This is a genomic window from Labilibaculum sp., assembly GCF_041595635.1.
Lineage (GTDB): Bacteria > Bacteroidota > Bacteroidia > Bacteroidales > Marinifilaceae > Labilibaculum.
This window is the reverse complement of the sequence record NZ_JBFHJW010000007.1, coordinates 1-14923: the sequence shown is the minus strand read 5'-3', so window position 1 is coordinate 14923 and position 14923 is coordinate 1. Positions and strand designations below refer to the sequence as shown.

Annotated in this window: 13 protein-coding genes; 7 read left to right on the top strand and 6 right to left on the bottom strand. The window is 38.1% G+C overall.

Going from position 1 to position 14923, the window contains the following annotated elements:
• Positions 1–542: 542 nt before the first annotated feature.
• Together ABYT26_RS03530 and ABYT26_RS03525 are read left to right on the top strand one after the other, a co-directional pair.
• On the top strand, positions 543–770 hold the full coding sequence (locus ABYT26_RS03530; protein WP_372751515.1) for a hypothetical protein: 228 nt from the start codon (positions 543–545) through the stop codon (positions 768–770).
• 274 nt (positions 771–1044) lie between these two features.
• On the top strand, positions 1045–1503 hold the full coding sequence (locus ABYT26_RS03525; RefSeq protein WP_372751514.1) for a hypothetical protein: 459 nt from the start codon (positions 1045–1047) through the stop codon (positions 1501–1503).
• 522 nt (positions 1504–2025) lie between these two features.
• On the opposite strand, the gene trpA is transcribed toward ABYT26_RS03525, so the two are convergent.
• The 6 genes from trpA to ABYT26_RS03495 all read right to left on the bottom strand — a co-directional run bounded on the left by trpA (position 2026) and on the right by ABYT26_RS03495 (position 8607).
• On the bottom strand, positions 2026–2775 hold the full coding sequence (gene trpA / locus ABYT26_RS03520) for a tryptophan synthase subunit alpha (protein ID WP_372751513.1): 750 nt from the start codon (positions 2773–2775) through the stop codon (positions 2026–2028).
• 75 nt (positions 2776–2850) lie between these two features.
• Positions 2851–4662, bottom strand: coding sequence for a bifunctional phosphoribosylanthranilate isomerase/tryptophan synthase subunit beta (locus tag ABYT26_RS03515; RefSeq protein ID WP_372751583.1), 1812 nt, complete (start codon positions 4660–4662; stop codon positions 2851–2853).
• A gap of 73 nt (positions 4663–4735) precedes the next feature.
• Positions 4736–5527 (bottom strand): indole-3-glycerol phosphate synthase TrpC, encoded by a 792-nt coding sequence (trpC, locus tag ABYT26_RS03510; RefSeq protein ID WP_372751512.1) that lies wholly within the window; start codon positions 5525–5527, stop codon positions 4736–4738.
• Between the two features lie 2 nt (positions 5528–5529).
• Positions 5530–6522 carry an anthranilate phosphoribosyltransferase gene (gene trpD / locus ABYT26_RS03505; RefSeq protein ID WP_372751511.1) on the bottom strand — a complete coding sequence of 331 codons (993 nt, stop codon included), beginning with the start codon at positions 6520–6522 and terminating at the stop codon, positions 5530–5532.
• 111 nt (positions 6523–6633) lie between these two features.
• Positions 6634–7203 carry an aminodeoxychorismate/anthranilate synthase component II gene (locus tag ABYT26_RS03500; RefSeq protein WP_372751510.1) on the bottom strand — a complete coding sequence of 190 codons (570 nt, stop codon included), beginning with the start codon at positions 7201–7203 and terminating at the stop codon, positions 6634–6636.
• A gap of 3 nt (positions 7204–7206) precedes the next feature.
• Positions 7207–8607: an anthranilate synthase component I family protein gene (locus tag ABYT26_RS03495; RefSeq protein ID WP_372751509.1), complete on the bottom strand. Its 1401-nt coding sequence runs from the start codon at positions 8605–8607 to the stop codon at positions 7207–7209.
• Positions 8608–9542: 935 nt separating this feature from the next.
• Between ABYT26_RS03495 and ABYT26_RS03490 the strand changes: the two genes are divergently transcribed.
• The 5 genes from ABYT26_RS03490 to ABYT26_RS03470 all read left to right on the top strand — a co-directional run.
• Entirely contained in the window at positions 9543–10697 is a 1155-nt protein-coding gene (locus tag ABYT26_RS03490) for a pyridoxal phosphate-dependent aminotransferase (protein WP_372751508.1), read from the top strand.
• Between the two features lie 15 nt (positions 10698–10712).
• The gene (locus ABYT26_RS03485; protein WP_372751507.1) at positions 10713–11612 is read left to right on the top strand and encodes a prephenate dehydrogenase; all 900 of its coding nucleotides are present in this window, start codon (positions 10713–10715) and stop codon (positions 11610–11612) included.
• Positions 11613–11679: 67 nt separating this feature from the next.
• Positions 11680–12765 carry a chorismate mutase gene (locus ABYT26_RS03480; RefSeq protein ID WP_372751506.1) on the top strand — a complete coding sequence of 362 codons (1086 nt, stop codon included), beginning with the start codon at positions 11680–11682 and terminating at the stop codon, positions 12763–12765.
• Between the two features lie 74 nt (positions 12766–12839).
• Positions 12840–13883, top strand: coding sequence for a 3-dehydroquinate synthase (gene aroB / locus ABYT26_RS03475; protein ID WP_372751505.1), 1044 nt, complete (start codon positions 12840–12842; stop codon positions 13881–13883).
• 11 nt (positions 13884–13894) lie between these two features.
• A partial coding sequence (locus ABYT26_RS03470; protein WP_372751504.1) for a 3-phosphoshikimate 1-carboxyvinyltransferase occupies positions 13895–14923 on the top strand: 1029 nt, incomplete at its 3' end.

The window sequence follows — 14923 nt, the reverse complement described above, 5'->3', positions numbered from 1 at the left end:
AATCCCTGTATCATAAAATTCATAGCGATCTTCTATATCCACTTAGGCAGATACTGCATAATTATTGTAAATGTATAGCAAATGATCAAGAATAGAGCGTACTTTGTTAATAATTTTCATAAGTTTCAGTCTAAATGATTAGAAATTTACAATCGTAAGCTTCCCGACACTCATCAATTGTGCACAAGTTGACAGCATTCACTCTTGCAGGCCACGAGCTTGCAGGAAAGAAAATAGCAAACCAACTCGCGAGCTGCCGAGCAGAATCGTTGTATAAACTTTCACACTTGTTGAATGCAAGCTTGCGTGCCCGATAGCAGTATTCATTACCTGCAAACTAATATCTTACCAACAAAAAAGTAGTAAACCAGCTTGTGAGCTAGTAACTAGAATTGTTTTGAGAGCATTCACACTTGCAGGAAGCAATCTTGCACGCAAGATGATACCAAACCAACCTGCATGGCCCCAACTAGAATTAGTTTGAGACCATTCATACTTGCAGGGAGCAAACCTGCACGCAAGTAGATACCAAACCAAGCTGAGTGACACCAACTAGAATTAGTTTGGGAGCATTCACACTTGCGTGGCCCCAACTAAAATCGTTTTGGGAGCATTCAAACTTGCAGGAAAACAAACTCGTTCGCAAGATTGCACCAAACAAAGCTGCAGGAAGCAATCAGGACGGGACTTTCGGGAGATTTAACCCTTCAATTGCCTCTGTTCACGGAAGTGGAACGCATGCTTTTTTTTGCTCCCATCCATATTTATGAAAAACTGAATACGAAACAGATCTGCTCCCCTCCTTCCAAAACTACTGACCAAATAATGATTCGAAATAATTAATTATGTGTACATTCGCAAGTCTGTCCAGCTCATTTGTTTATTGCATGGAATATTGGGAGAGCAGAGAGTAAAATAGACTACAGTTTAAAAATACATCAGCCAAAAGCTATTTAGCAAAAGCCTTACTCTTTTTAAAAAGAAATAAACGCCATGGTGGTTACTAAGAAGTTACCGCCAAGTTTAAATGAAAAAAAATAGAAGATGACAATTGAAATTAAATATTACAAAGCATCAATTCCTGCAATGTTTAAAATTGCATTGATTTCTTTCGTTCTGTTAAATGGATTAGCATATTTAATATTTACCATTTTATTAAAAACTCCTTTTGAAGAATTATTTGGTAAAAATTGGATAATACTTGTTTTTGTTCCATTAACTCAAGGATTAATTCAACCTCTTGTGGATAAAAAAGGAATAATGACGATTAAAAACAGTATCAATTTTGAAAATATATCAGAAAAAATTGAAAGTATTTTGGTTGAAAAAGGCTATCAAGAAATTAGTAGAGATAATAATTCTTCAACATTTGAGAAAATTTCAAAAATTAAAAAAATTACTAATCTGCATAGAGGAAAAATAACTATAAATTATAGAGAAAATAGCATACTAATTGTTGGACAAAAAATCTTACTAAATCTAATTGAATCAAAAATTAAATGAGATAAAACGTAATTGAAATTGGAGGCCCCCGCTAGCGCGAGCTTCTAGCTCGTGCTTTACTTTGCAAAAGTAAAAACACAAGCTCAAAAAAACAGTAAGCCAATCGAACTATAAATCGATTGGAACGAATAGGCAGGAGGAACTGCCTAGTAAGAAAAATATCCACCACAGAGCAGCGAGTAAGACAGAGAGAAAAATAACAGAATCCTTAGAATTCAAATGTTTCCAGAAACAAACATAAAAGCAAAAAGCCCCCGCTAGCGCGAGCTTCTAGCTCGTGCTTTACTTTGCAAAAGTAAAAAACACAAGCTCGAAAAAACAGTAGGCAAATCGAACTATAAATCGATTCGGACGAATTGGTTGGAAGAACTGCCTAGCAAGAAAAATATCCACCACAATGAGCAGCGAGTAAGAGAGAAAAAAAACAGAATCCTTAGAATTCAAATGTTTCCAGAAACAAACATAAAAGCAAAAAGCCACCTCAGGGTGGCTTTCTTCATCTTCGTAAATTTTAAAATACTTTTAGGCTAAGGCATCAATAAAATCCGCAGCTTTTCCCTGCTCTAATGCTTTAATAAACGCAGTTCCTATAATGGCTCCGTTAGAAAATTTAGATGCATTTACCAGACTTTGCTTATCGCGAATTCCAAATCCGATGAGGGAAGGAATATTTAATTGGGCCACCTTTTTAAAGTAGGCTTCCTTCTCCTTATTTTGCTCTAAAGCTCCGCCCGTTGTTGCCGATGAAGATACCATGTACAAGAAACCTTTGGCTGCTTTCTCGATTTTCGCCATGCGACTATCGGTGGTTTGTGGCGTTACCAACAGAATATTGTGCACGCCCTTGGCCTCAAACTTCTCTTTAAAATCCTCTTCGTATTCTTCCAAAGGCAAATCGGGCAAAATCACACCGTCAATTCCTACTTTTTGGCACTGATCTAGAAAAGCATCCACGCCAAATTTATGAACCACATTCCAATAGCCCATCAATATCAAAGGCATTATAATGCTTTTACGTACCTCTTTTAACTGCTCAAACAAAAGTTGTAAACTCATGCCGCTATCGAGAGCCTTCTTAGCAGCCAACTGAATTACCGGTCCATCGGCCAAAGGATCGGAAAATGGAATACCAATTTCCACCATATCCACACCCTTATCCTGCAAAAGTTGAAGGTTTGCAACTGTATCGTTCAAATTTGGATATCCAGCAGGAAAATAAATAGACAGGATGTCCTTTTCTTTATCTTGAAATAATTGATCTATTCGGTTCATGATAAACAATGAATAATAAACAATTAGTAATTAATAATTTTTAGGTCCTAATTGTTACTTGTTAATTACTATTTATTAATTAAAATGCTTCATGTAGGTTTCCATATCCTTATCGCCTCTTCCCGATAGGTTTAGAACCACCACATCCTCTTTCTTGAATTTTATTTTCTCCAGAGCAGCCAGAGCATGTGCCGATTCCAAAGCTGGAATAATTCCCTCAGACAGAGCCAAGGTTTTTGCGGCATCCAAAGCTTCCTGATCGGTAACAGAAAGGAATTCTGCCCTCTCCGATTCCGCCAAATGCGCATGCAAAGGCCCCACTCCCGGATAATCGAGACCTGCCGAAATGGAGTAAGGTTCGGTAATTTGTCCGTCCTCATCCTGCATCAGCATAGTTTTACTTCCGTGAATAAAGCCAATATTCCCTAAAGTTATGGTTGCGGCGGTCTCTCCGCTTTCAACGCCCATACCAGAAGCTTCAACGGCTACTAATTTCACTTTTTCTTCATCCAGATAATGGTAAAAAGCACCTGCCGCATTACTTCCTCCACCCACACAGGCAATCACGTAATCAGGATTCGGATTTCCTGTTTCAAGGGTCAGCTGCTCACGAATTTCTTTGGAGATTACCGACTGCAAACGCGTCACCATATCGGGGTATGGATGAGGACCCACCACCGAGCCAATTAAATAGAAGGAATGAGGATTAGCAATCCAGTCGCGAATGGCCTCGTTGGTCGCATCTTTCAAAGTCTTATTTCCTGATATGGCAGGAACCACTTTCGCGCCCAGCATTTTCATGCGCGCCACATTCGGAGCCTGACGTTCCACATCCAAAGCACCCATATAAACCACACATTCCAATCCAAACAAAGCACAAACGGTAGCAGTTGCAACGCCATGCTGCCCCGCTCCTGTCTCAGCAATAATTCGGGTCTTACCCATGTATTTGGCAATCAGAATCTGACCGATTGTGTTGTTGATTTTGTGCGCTCCGGTGTGCGTTAAATCTTCTCTTTTCAGATAGATATTCGCTCCGTAACGTTTCGACAAGCTCTCCACTTTAGTTAAAGGAGTAGGTCGTCCCACATAATTGTCTAACAGACGTTTGTAATCCTTCTGAAATTGATCCGAATTAATTATTTTCAGATAGTTTTCACGCAATTCATCAACATTAGCACGTAACATTTCAGGAATAAATGCGCCCCCAAATTGTCCATAGTACCCTCTATCGTTTACTGCATATTTTTGCTTGCTCATCTTCGTTTTTCTTACTGATTTTAAAAACTCTTTTACCAACACAACATTTTTTACGGCCGGACTCTCCTCAAATCCTGAATTCACATCTAAGCCGTATAATTGCGGATGCTGAAAAGCTTTTACTGCTTCCACATCCTCCATTCCAATTCCTCCACTCAAAAAGAAATCGGTTTCTCCCTTGTACTTTTCCAGGATTTGCCAGTTGAATTTCTTTCCACTTCCACCATAAGCAGCCGATTTGGTATCGAAAAGGAAATGATCACATGTTTTATGATACTTGTCCAGCTGTTCAAACTGAAAGTCTTCATTCAACTGAAAAGCTTTAAATACCTCAAAACCTGAGTCCTGAATTGTCTTGCACATTTTCGGACTCTCATCGCCATGCAACTGAACAACATCCAACTGGTATTTGTTTGCCAATTCAAGCACTCGCGGAACTGTTTCGTTCACAAAAACCCCCACTTTACGGATCTGAGAAGGAATCATTTTCATGATTTCTGCATCAAAATCATCCCCCACAAAACGCGCAGACTTTGAATAAAAAATGAAACCCATATAGTCCAATGGCAATACAGACAGATCTTTAAGATTATTCTTATCGCGAAGACCGCAAACTTTTATTTTCATGCTGTTTTTATATTTAAATTCCGACATGCCGTGTCCTTTTATTCTATCCTATTGGACACAATGTATCATGTCCCTACATTGCATTAATAAATTGTTTGCAGGCCTTGCCTGGGCAATCGGTTTTCATGAAATGTTCGCCCATTAAAAAGGCCTGAAAACCATTTGCTTTCATCTCTCGAACCACTTCTTCGCTATCCAAACCACTTTCGGCCACACGAATTAAATCTTCGGGTAATTTAGCAGCCAATCGAATCGATCGATCGGTATCAACCGAGAAATCTTTCAGGTTTCGGTTATTGATTCCCACCAAATCGACATATTCATTCACATGGGCTAATTCCGATTCGTCGTGCAGTTCCAGCAGTACTTCCATGCCCAAATCTCTAGCAAGAAAAGCAAAATCTTTGCATCGCTGTGGAGTTAGAATGGCTGCAATCAGCAGAATTACATCAGCTCCCATGGCTTTCGATTGATAGATTTGATAGGAATCAACAATGAACTCTTTTCTCAGCAAGGGAATGTTCAGTATTTTTCTTGCCATTTCAAAATCGCTTGCCTGCGCTCCAAAAAAAGTCTCATCGGTTAGCACTGAAACCATAGAAGCTCCCGCCTCCTCGTAAGCTTTCACAACATCCTCAGGCTTGGCTTTACCATTAATCACACCTTTCGATGGCGATTGACGTTTGAATTCAGCAATCACACCCGAAGCACCTATCTTAGTAATCGACTTTTTAGCGGAAAAACAGGTTCGCTTGAAATTTACCTCCTCCATCAATTGAAAAACAGGCACAAGCTCTTTCTGCCCCCTTACTTCAGCCAACTTCTGCTGAACAATCTTATCTAATATATTTTGTTTTGCATTCATGCTTAGTTTCTCTTTGTCAGTTTCCTTAATACATCATACGATTTGCCTGAAAATAAAGATTCTTCCGCTCTGCCCATGGCATCTGCCCGGCTTATTTCCGGATTCAGACAATGAATGGCCAAACCTGCATTTGTAGTAACCACAGAGTTTTGCGCCTCTGTTCCTTTGCCCTTTAGTATATCTACAAATATTTTTGCAGCTTCCTCTACTGTTTCTCCTCCATGCAATTCTTCCGGATTCAATTTTCTTTTCTCAAAATCTTCTGGCTCTAGCAACTCTTCCATCTGATTGCCAATCAATTTTACTTTGCCAGTAAGCGAAACCTCGTCGTAACCATCAATTCCATGAATCACCGTAAATTTCGAATCTGTTTCCTGCAATAAATACTGATACAAACGCGCCAATTCTAAGTCAAAAACCCCAACAATTTGATTTTTGGGTTTCGATGGATTCACCAAAGGACCCAACATATTAAAAAAGGTTCTCACCCCTAAATTTCGGCGAATGGGCGCAATATTTTTCATGGCTGGATTGAATAAGGGAGCATGCAAAAAACAAATGCCTGCCTCATCTAAATCTCTCTTCAAATCTTCTTCCCTGTTTTTAAACTGATAACCCAAATGCTCAATCACATTAGACGATCCGCAGAAAGATGACACCCCATAATTTCCATGCTTAGTTACTTTTTCGCCCGTACCGGCCACCACAAAAGAGGCTAAAGTAGAAATGTTGAAGGTGTTTTTGCCATCACCGCCAGTTCCACACAAATCAATACCATTATATTCCGACAGATCTACGGGAATGCATAACTCTAGAAGTGCCTCCCGAAAACCAGTCAGCTCCTCTACGGTAATGCTTCTCATCATAAAAACCGTTAAAAATGAAGTGATCTGGAACTCGTTGTAATTTCCTTTGGTAATCTGAATCAAAACCTTTTTGGCTTCCTCTTTTGTTAAGGTTTTATATTCGAATAAATGTTGAAGTATATTGCGCATGATTATAATATTAAGCTTCGTTATTTTTTATTTTTTTATTGATATCGCTCTCGACAAGCTACTAGCTTCAAGCATCAAGAAATTTTGAGTCCTTGAAACAAGACTTACAGCTTATGATTTCAGCCAATTTTCAATCATTTTCATTCCATCAGGTGTTAGAACCGACTCGGGATGAAACTGAACGCCCTGCACATCAAATTCTTTATGACGAATTCCCATAATCTGTCCTTCCGAGTCTTCGCAGGTTACGGTCAAACAATCGGGCAAATTTTCCTTCACTACATTCCAGGAATGATATCTCCCTGCCTGAAATTCTTTTTCGATTCCCTGCAAAAGGCCTTTGTCATCTTCGGTTCTAAAAATAGAAGTTGCTACACCATGGTACACTTTATCGAGATTTTCTATACTTCCACCAAACACCTCAGCAATAGCCTGTTCACCCAAACAAACACCTAATATTGACTTAGTTGAGGCATATTCCCTAATCACATCCTTTAAGATTCCGGCTTCATCAGGAATGCCTGGTCCGGGCGATAGTAAAATCTTATCGAACTTAGCCACCTCTTTCAAATCGATTTCACGATTTCGATGTATCTCAATATCTTTTGCACCCAATTTTCGCAAATATTCCACCAAATTATAGGTGAAGGAATCGTAATTATCTAATACTAAAATCTTCATAACCTATATATTTTGTGCCAATTCCATTGCTTTTCGCAAGGCTGCTAATTTATTACTCACTTCGTTTAACTCATTCTCCTCTTTCGATTTCTCAACCACACCGGCTCCTGCCTGATAATACAAACAATTATCTTTACTCATGAAACTGCGAATCATGATAGCCTGGTTAACTTCACCATTAAAGCCGAGAGATCCAATGCATCCGCCATAAAAACCTCGTGCTGTAGGTTCGTACTGATCGATCAATTCCATAGCTCTGTATTTAGGTGCACCCGATAGAGTTCCTGCAGGAAAGGTATCTCCAACCAATTGAAAAGGATTATAATCATCGGGCAGTTCACCCGACACCTTCGACACTAGGTGAATTACATGAGAAAAATACTGCACCTCGCAAAAGGTCTCTACCTTTATATTTTGTGCATCGCGGCTCAGGTCATTTCTTGCCAAATCTACCAGCATCACATGTTCAGCCTTCTCCTTTTCATCCTTCAATAACTCATTGGCCAACTCAACATCTTTTACTGCATCGCCAGTTCTTCGAAAAGTTCCTGCAATTGGGTGAATATAGGCCTTCTTATTTTTTATTTCGATTTGTGCCTCGGGCGATGATCCCATGATCCGGAAAGATCCGTAATCGAAATAAAACAGGTAAGGAGATGGATTAACCGATCGCAAGGCGCGATACAAATTAAAATCATCCCCTTTATATTTTTGCGAAAACTGACGAGAAAGAACAATTTGAAAAACATCACCCCGTCTACAATGCTGTTTTCCTTTCGTTACCAAACTCTTAAAAGCATCGTCATCCATATTGGTTTGCTCTTCGCCTTCCAAATTAAAGGTAAAAGCAGGCAGATTTCGGTTTCGTAACAAATCCGTCACCTCATGAATTCTTGAAGCTTCTCCATCTTTTACCAACTCAATCACCATCAGAGTATTATTAAAATGATTCACTTCAATAATAAACCGGTAGAGAGAGTAACACATTTGAGGAATACCTGATTGCTTTTTCTCCAAGTTAAAATTCAAATCCTCGAAAAAGGGTACTGCATCGAATGTGGTATAGCCAAAAAGAGCATTTGCCTTGGCAACATTCTCTTTGCCTTCCAAATCGAACTGATTGACAAAACCTTTCAATTTGTTGGAAACAAAGCGTTTTCCTTTTCCCCTTGCCTTGCAAATTTCTTTTTTACCTTCAATCTCCTCAATCAGTTGTCCATCTTTCAATGTAATACTGGCTATGGGATCTAAAGCGATAAAGGAGCTTGCATTTTCCGGACTGTGGTAATCCGAACTCTCCAATAAAATTGCACCGGGAAATCGATCACGCAATTTTAAATACATGCTTACCGGAGTAATTACATCGGCTAGCATTTCTTTTTTCAGGTAGTTAAATTTTATCATTTGGCTAATCGTTAAATTCAAGTCAAAAAAAAAGCGATCTACTGAGTATCAGTAGACCGCTTGCTTTGTTCGTTATATTAAAATGAACTAATTTTTACACATAGGGGAATCACTTCTGCTCTGGTTCGAGAGATTATAGCTGTGCCACCACCAATATGTTTTAATCATTCCAATCATATCTTTCTTTTTTCTTGTTACAAATCTAATTAATTATTTATTGAAATTCCAAATCGAAATTCAGGAACCAGTTCCTCCCCTCCTACAAAAACAACTTTCAATACTAATAATCAACTGATTAAATCAAAATATTTTTTTTAAATATTTTTTATCTTCATGAATCCTTTCTCTTTTAACCACAAAAGCCTTCTTTTTAAATGAGAGAATTGTTTTAGAAAAACTCTTTAATAATGTTCTGACCATTAAATTAAACACCTAGCCAATTAAATATTAATATAGCCTAAAAAAGAACGCAACACCTACTTTCACAAGTACTTTGACTATTCACCTTTCCTTATTCAATCGTTATCATTTTATGAAGACTGAAAAATAGATTTGCAGGATAAGAAATAATTCCTACATTTGAAGCAGACAATGAGAAAACAATTGATTTATCACATGAAAACTTTCAGTACTTACTTTTATTACTTTTGGTATTACTATTATCCACAACGATAAGGGCAAGAATTGATATGTAACAAATCGAACAGATACATTTAAAAATCTTGCCTTAACGGCAAGATTTTTTTTATATAAAATAGAACAATGAAAAATTCAGGATTAGCATTCCGATATTATTATTTTTATTTCTGGTTCAACGCAAGTGACCGGGCAGGATGCCTTATACCTAATTTTTAAGAAAAAGTATAACCATGATCCTGCTCAAAACGAGTAGGATTTTTTTTTGAAACAAAACCAAAATTTTAACCACAACAATAATGATTCAAGCAGCAAACAGAACCCAAGGCGTAAAAGAATACTATTTCTCACTAAAACTAAAAGAAATAGCACGCATGAACGAGGGGGAAGTAAAAGTTCTTAATTTGGGAATTGGCAATCCTGATATGTCTCCTTCGGAGAATACTTGGGGAATGCTTAAGGAAGCCTGTTCTCATCCAATGAGTCATGGTTACCAATCATACCAGGGAATTCCAGCCTTACGGGAAGCTTTCTCGAAATGGTACAAGACTTTTTTCAAGGTAGATTTAAATCCGGCCAAGGAAATTTTACCTTTAATGGGATCAAAAGAAGGAATCATGATCACCTCTCTGGCCTATTTAAATGAAGGCGAAGAGGTTTTAATTCCGAATCCATCCTATCCTACTTATACATCTGTAACAAACCTACTTGGCGGTAAAATAGTTTCTTATCCTTTGTTTGAGGAGAACAACTATTATCCTGATTTTGAAGAATTGGAAAAAAAAGACCTTAGCAAGGTAAAAATCATGTGGATCAACTATCCGCACATGCCAACTGGAGCTAGAGCAAGCAAAGAACTATTCGAAAAGGTAGTTGCTTTCGGTTTAAAACATGAGATTCTAATTGTAAATGATAATCCTTATGGTTTTATTCTGAACGATTCGCCCCTGAGTATTATGAGTATTGATGGTGCCAAAGAATGTTGCATAGAATTAAACTCACTTAGTAAATCGCACAACATGCCAGGTTGGAGAGTTGGGATGATATGTGGAAAAGCCGAATTACTTGAACCTGTTTTAAAGGTAAAAACAAATATGGATTCAGGTATGTTCTACCCTATTCAACAAGCAGCAGTTAAAGCTCTTTCACAAGATCAGAGCTGGTACGATTCAATAAACGCCACGTATAAAATAAGACGAAAATTAGTTTTCAAGCTAATGAATCTGATTGGTTGTACTCCTAGAGAAGATCAAGCTGGTATGTTTGTATGGGCTGCTATTCCCAACAAATACAAGGATAGCTACGAGCTAAGTGACAAAATTTTAAAAGAATCGAGAGTATTTATTACACCAGGAGGCATATTTGGCGATCAGGGAGACAAATACATTCGCATCTCACTTTGCAGTAGCGAAGCGCTTATTCAAGAAGCTATAGATAGAATTAAAGAAAACTAGATAAAAATCAAAACGATGATACTTTCAGTAATAGGATTAGGATTAATTGGGGGCTCAATAGCTCTTGACCTAAAGAAAAGAGGATTTGTAGGTAAAGTAATTGGAGTTGATAACAATTCTTTGAATGCTCACTCGGCTAAAAAATTAGGCCTAATTGATGAAATTCAAGATTTAAAAACAGCAGTTACGAACTCCGACCTGATTCTTTTGGCCATTCCTGTTGATGCCTGCATAAAGACATTGCCAAGCATTATGGATTTAATCGATAATCAAATCGTAAGTGATTTGGGATCAACAAAAGAACAATTAATTGAATCCATTGCCAATCATCCCAAAAGAAAGCAGTTTGTGCCAGCTCACCCTATGGCAGGTACCGAATTTTCGGGTCCACAGGCAGCACATTCAGGATTATTCGATGGGAAATGCTCTATTATTTGTAATCCTGAAGATTCAGATAAAAAAGCAGTCAGCCTAATCACTGATATGTTTCATTGCCTGAGAATGAGATGTGTTTTTATGGATGCGGAAGTGCACGACAGACAAACCGCTTACGTGTCTCATTTATCGCATATCAGTGCTTTTGCCCTATCACTAACTGTATTGCACAAAGAAAAAGCCGACAAGCACATTTTCGAATTGGCAAGTGGTGGATTTGATTCCACAGTTCGTTTGGCAAAAAGTTCTGCAGATATGTGGACACCTATTTTTCAGCAAAATAAAAAAAATGTTGGCAAAGTACTTCAAAAATACATCGACACACTTCAACAATTTAAAGATTTAATTGAAGAGGATAATTTTCAAGGTGTGAGCGATTTAATTTCTGAAGCCAACGACATAAGAAGAGTTCTTGATCAGAAAGAAAAAAACGAAAAAGAAACAATAGCAAAATCAACAGAGATTAGGACAAGAGCTTAATTTCACAATCTAAAATAAGAAACCATATTTTTAATCACTCGAAAAAAGAGTAAAAAAACAGTATACAATGAAGAATTTGGAAATTAAGGACCTTAGCAGCTGGCCAATTGAGCATAGCACACGCCCTTTAGTAATTGGTGGACCATGCAGTGCAGAGACAGAGGAACAAGTATTGGAAGCAGCACGCGGAATTAAAGCTGCCGGGATACCGATTTTCCGCGCGGGAATTTGGAAACCACGTACCCGTCCGAACAGTTTTGAAGGAATTGGTGCCAAAGGATTAATTTGGTTACAAAAAGTAAAAGAAGAAACAGGACTACTTACTGCTACCGAAGTTGCCAACGCCAGACACGTTGAGTTGGCTTTAGGTGCTGGAGTAGATATCTTATGGATTGGAGCAAGAACTACCGTAAATCCATTTGCCGTGCAAGAAATTGCTGATGCATTACGAGGACATGATATTCCTGTATTGGTAAAAAATCCAATCAACCCAGATTTGGAACTTTGGATGGGTGCTATCGAAAGATTACATGCCGTTGGATTGACAAGATTAGCTGCTATTCACAGAGGATTCTCAACCTACCAAAAACAGAAATACAGAAATGATCCTCAATGGCAAATTCCAATTGAGTTGAAGAGAAGAATGCCTCAACTTCCTATCTTTTGCGACCCTAGTCACATTACCGGAGATCGCGATTTACTTGCTGAAGTGACCCAAAAATCGATGGATTTGAACTACGAAGGTTTAATTATTGAATCACACTGCAAACCAGAAGAAGCCTGGAGTGATGCCAAACAGCAATTAACACCTATGGCACTCAAAGAACTTTTATCCAACTTAGTGCTTCGTGATCATGATAGCTCAAACGAATTAGTTGACAACACACTTGGAGAACTTCGTCATTTAATTGATGATTTCGACGAGAAATTATTAGAACTACTTGCTAACCGTATGCAAATTGCTAAAACCATCGGTCACTACAAAAAAGAGAATAACATTACCGTTTTGCAGAACAAAAGATGGGGTGCCATTGTTGAAAAAAGCATGATAAATGGACAAAAGAAAGGCTTTAGCGAGCAATTCATCACCAATTTATTTAAAGCAATTCACCAGGAATCAATCAATCAGCAGGAAGAAATTATGAACTCATAATATTTAGCTTTGAGATAGTAGAGATGAAATTTTTCTCCCTCTACTATCTTTTATCTCAAATCTCTTTAGAAAATATGAAAAGCATATACATCGAAAAACAAAACAGTAGTATTCATGTAGGCGAATCTTATCTCAAAGTAAAAAACTATTTACCCGAGAAAAAATGCTTTCTGATTTGTGATGAACACATCTATGAGCACTACTCCGAATTTATCGACCAATTCGACTATATCGTAATGGGTTGTGGCGAAGGAAACAAGAACTGGAATACAATGGAAAAAATTATTGAGCAATTGCTTGATAAAGGAGCCGATAGAAATAGTTTTTTACTTGGAATGGGTGGCGGTTTAGTTTCAGATGTGACAGGTTTCGTGGCTTCAATATTTATGCGAGGCATAGAGTTTGGTTTTATCAGCACTTCGCTTCTCTCTCAGGTTGATGCTAGTGTTGGCGGCAAGAATGGAATTAATTTCGGCAAACTCAAAAATATGGTTGGTGTTTTTAATCCACCCAAGTTTGTAATTTGCGATCCTATTTTGCTAAAAACCCTCCCAAAACGTGAACTTAGTAGTGGATTTGGGGAAATAATAAAACATGCTTTCATCAAAGATGAAAGTTTATATCTATTCCTAAAAGAAAAGCGCGAAGCTTTGCTAAATCTAGATTCAGATTTGATGGAAGATTTGGTATTCCGTGCTGTTTCTATAAAAACAGAAGTTGTAGAAGGCGATCCCTTTGAAAAAGGAGAACGTAAAAAACTAAACTTTGGACACACCATTGGTCATGCCATTGAGAACAATTCAGATTTAACACATGGCGAAGCTGTTTCGGTAGGAATGAATTTAGCCTGCCAATTGTCTCAGGAATTAAACGGTCTAAGTGCCGATGATGTTCAAAAAGTAAACGACCTACTTACTGATTTCAAATTACCAATAGATCATCAGGTTTCTGCGGAAACAATTAACCAATATTTAAGCAAAGACAAAAAGAAGAACAGATCGACCCTTGATTTTATTCTACTCAAAAAAATAGGAGAAGCCACCATTGTTACCCTTCCTATTGAAGAACTAAAAGCCAGAGTGATTGGACTATGCGCCAATCCTAAATCAACCCGTTAAAAGCCAAAATTATGAGAGTTCGAATCCAATCCTCAACCATTAAAGGAAGCCTGACACCACCTTCCTCAAAAAGCATGATGCAAAGAGCTTTAGCTGCAGCAATGTTAGCCAATGGAAACTCTGTAATTCACAATCCCTGTAAATGTGAAGATGCCGATGCGGCAACAGATATTATTCAGCGAATGGGTTCGGAAGTCATCAAAAAGGAAAAATCCGTAGAGATTACATCTAAGGTAAGCAAAGCTCCTGAAAGTATTCACGTAGGAGAATCAGGTCTTTCATTGCGAATGTTCTCTCCCATTGTTGCGCTAAAGCCCGATGAAATGGAAATTACGGGAACAGGCAGTATCCTAAAAAGGCCCGTTCAAAATATTATAGAAGGCCTGGAAAACCTGGGCATAGAATGTGAAAATCCGGGAAACGGATTCTTACCCATTACCATAAAAGGAGGCTACAAAAGTAATTTTGCAAGAATTGACGGATCGCTTGGGTCACAATTCCTCACCGGTCTTTTAATGGCTCTGCCCTTGCGGAAAGAGGATACGACTCTAAAAGTAAAGAATTTAAAAAGCATTCCTTACATCAACATGACTCTGGATCTGATAAAGCATTTCGGTATTGAAATAGAACATCAGAATTATGAAGACTTTCAGATAAAAGGGAATCAAATTTATCAACCCACCGAGTATACAATTGAGGCTGACTGGAGTTCCGCGGCTCCCCTTTTAGTGGCTGGTGCGCTAAAAGGAAGTGTTACGCTGGAACACATGAATCCCGATTCATATCAGGCCGATAAAGCTATTCTTGATGCTTTACAAAAATGTGGTGCTTCGCTTACATGGAATGGAAATAATTTAACGGTTACAAATAATAATTTACGCGCTTTTGAACTGGACGCAACCCATTGTCCTGACCTTTTTCCTCCTTTAGTTGCCCTGGCAGCTCATTGCACCGGAGAAAGCAGAATTAAAGGAGTACACCGCTTAGAGCATAAGGAAAGCAATCGTGGTTTAGTGCTGAAGAAAGAATTCTTAAAAATT

Coding starts and splice junctions, on each gene's coding strand:
- trpA (WP_372751513.1), bottom strand. CDS start 2,775: ATGAACCGAATAGATCAATTATTTCAAGATAAAGAAAAGGACATCCTG.
- ABYT26_RS03480 (WP_372751506.1), top strand. CDS start 11,680: ATGAAGAATTTGGAAATTAAGGACCTTAGCAGCTGGCCAATTGAGCAT.
- trpC (WP_372751512.1), bottom strand. CDS start 5,527: ATGAATGCAAAACAAAATATATTAGATAAGATTGTTCAGCAGAAGTTG.
- ABYT26_RS03495 (WP_372751509.1), bottom strand. CDS start 8,607: ATGATAAAATTTAACTACCTGAAAAAAGAAATGCTAGCCGATGTAATT.
- ABYT26_RS03515 (WP_372751583.1), bottom strand. CDS start 4,662: ATGAAAATAAAAGTTTGCGGTCTTCGCGATAAGAATAATCTTAAAGAT.
- ABYT26_RS03485 (WP_372751507.1), top strand. CDS start 10,713: ATGATACTTTCAGTAATAGGATTAGGATTAATTGGGGGCTCAATAGCT.
- ABYT26_RS03490 (WP_372751508.1), top strand. CDS start 9,543: ATGATTCAAGCAGCAAACAGAACCCAAGGCGTAAAAGAATACTATTTC.
- aroB (WP_372751505.1), top strand. CDS start 12,840: ATGAAAAGCATATACATCGAAAAACAAAACAGTAGTATTCATGTAGGC.
- ABYT26_RS03525 (WP_372751514.1), top strand. CDS start 1,045: ATGACAATTGAAATTAAATATTACAAAGCATCAATTCCTGCAATGTTT.
- trpD (WP_372751511.1), bottom strand. CDS start 6,522: ATGCGCAATATACTTCAACATTTATTCGAATATAAAACCTTAACAAAA.
- ABYT26_RS03500 (WP_372751510.1), bottom strand. CDS start 7,203: ATGAAGATTTTAGTATTAGATAATTACGATTCCTTCACCTATAATTTG.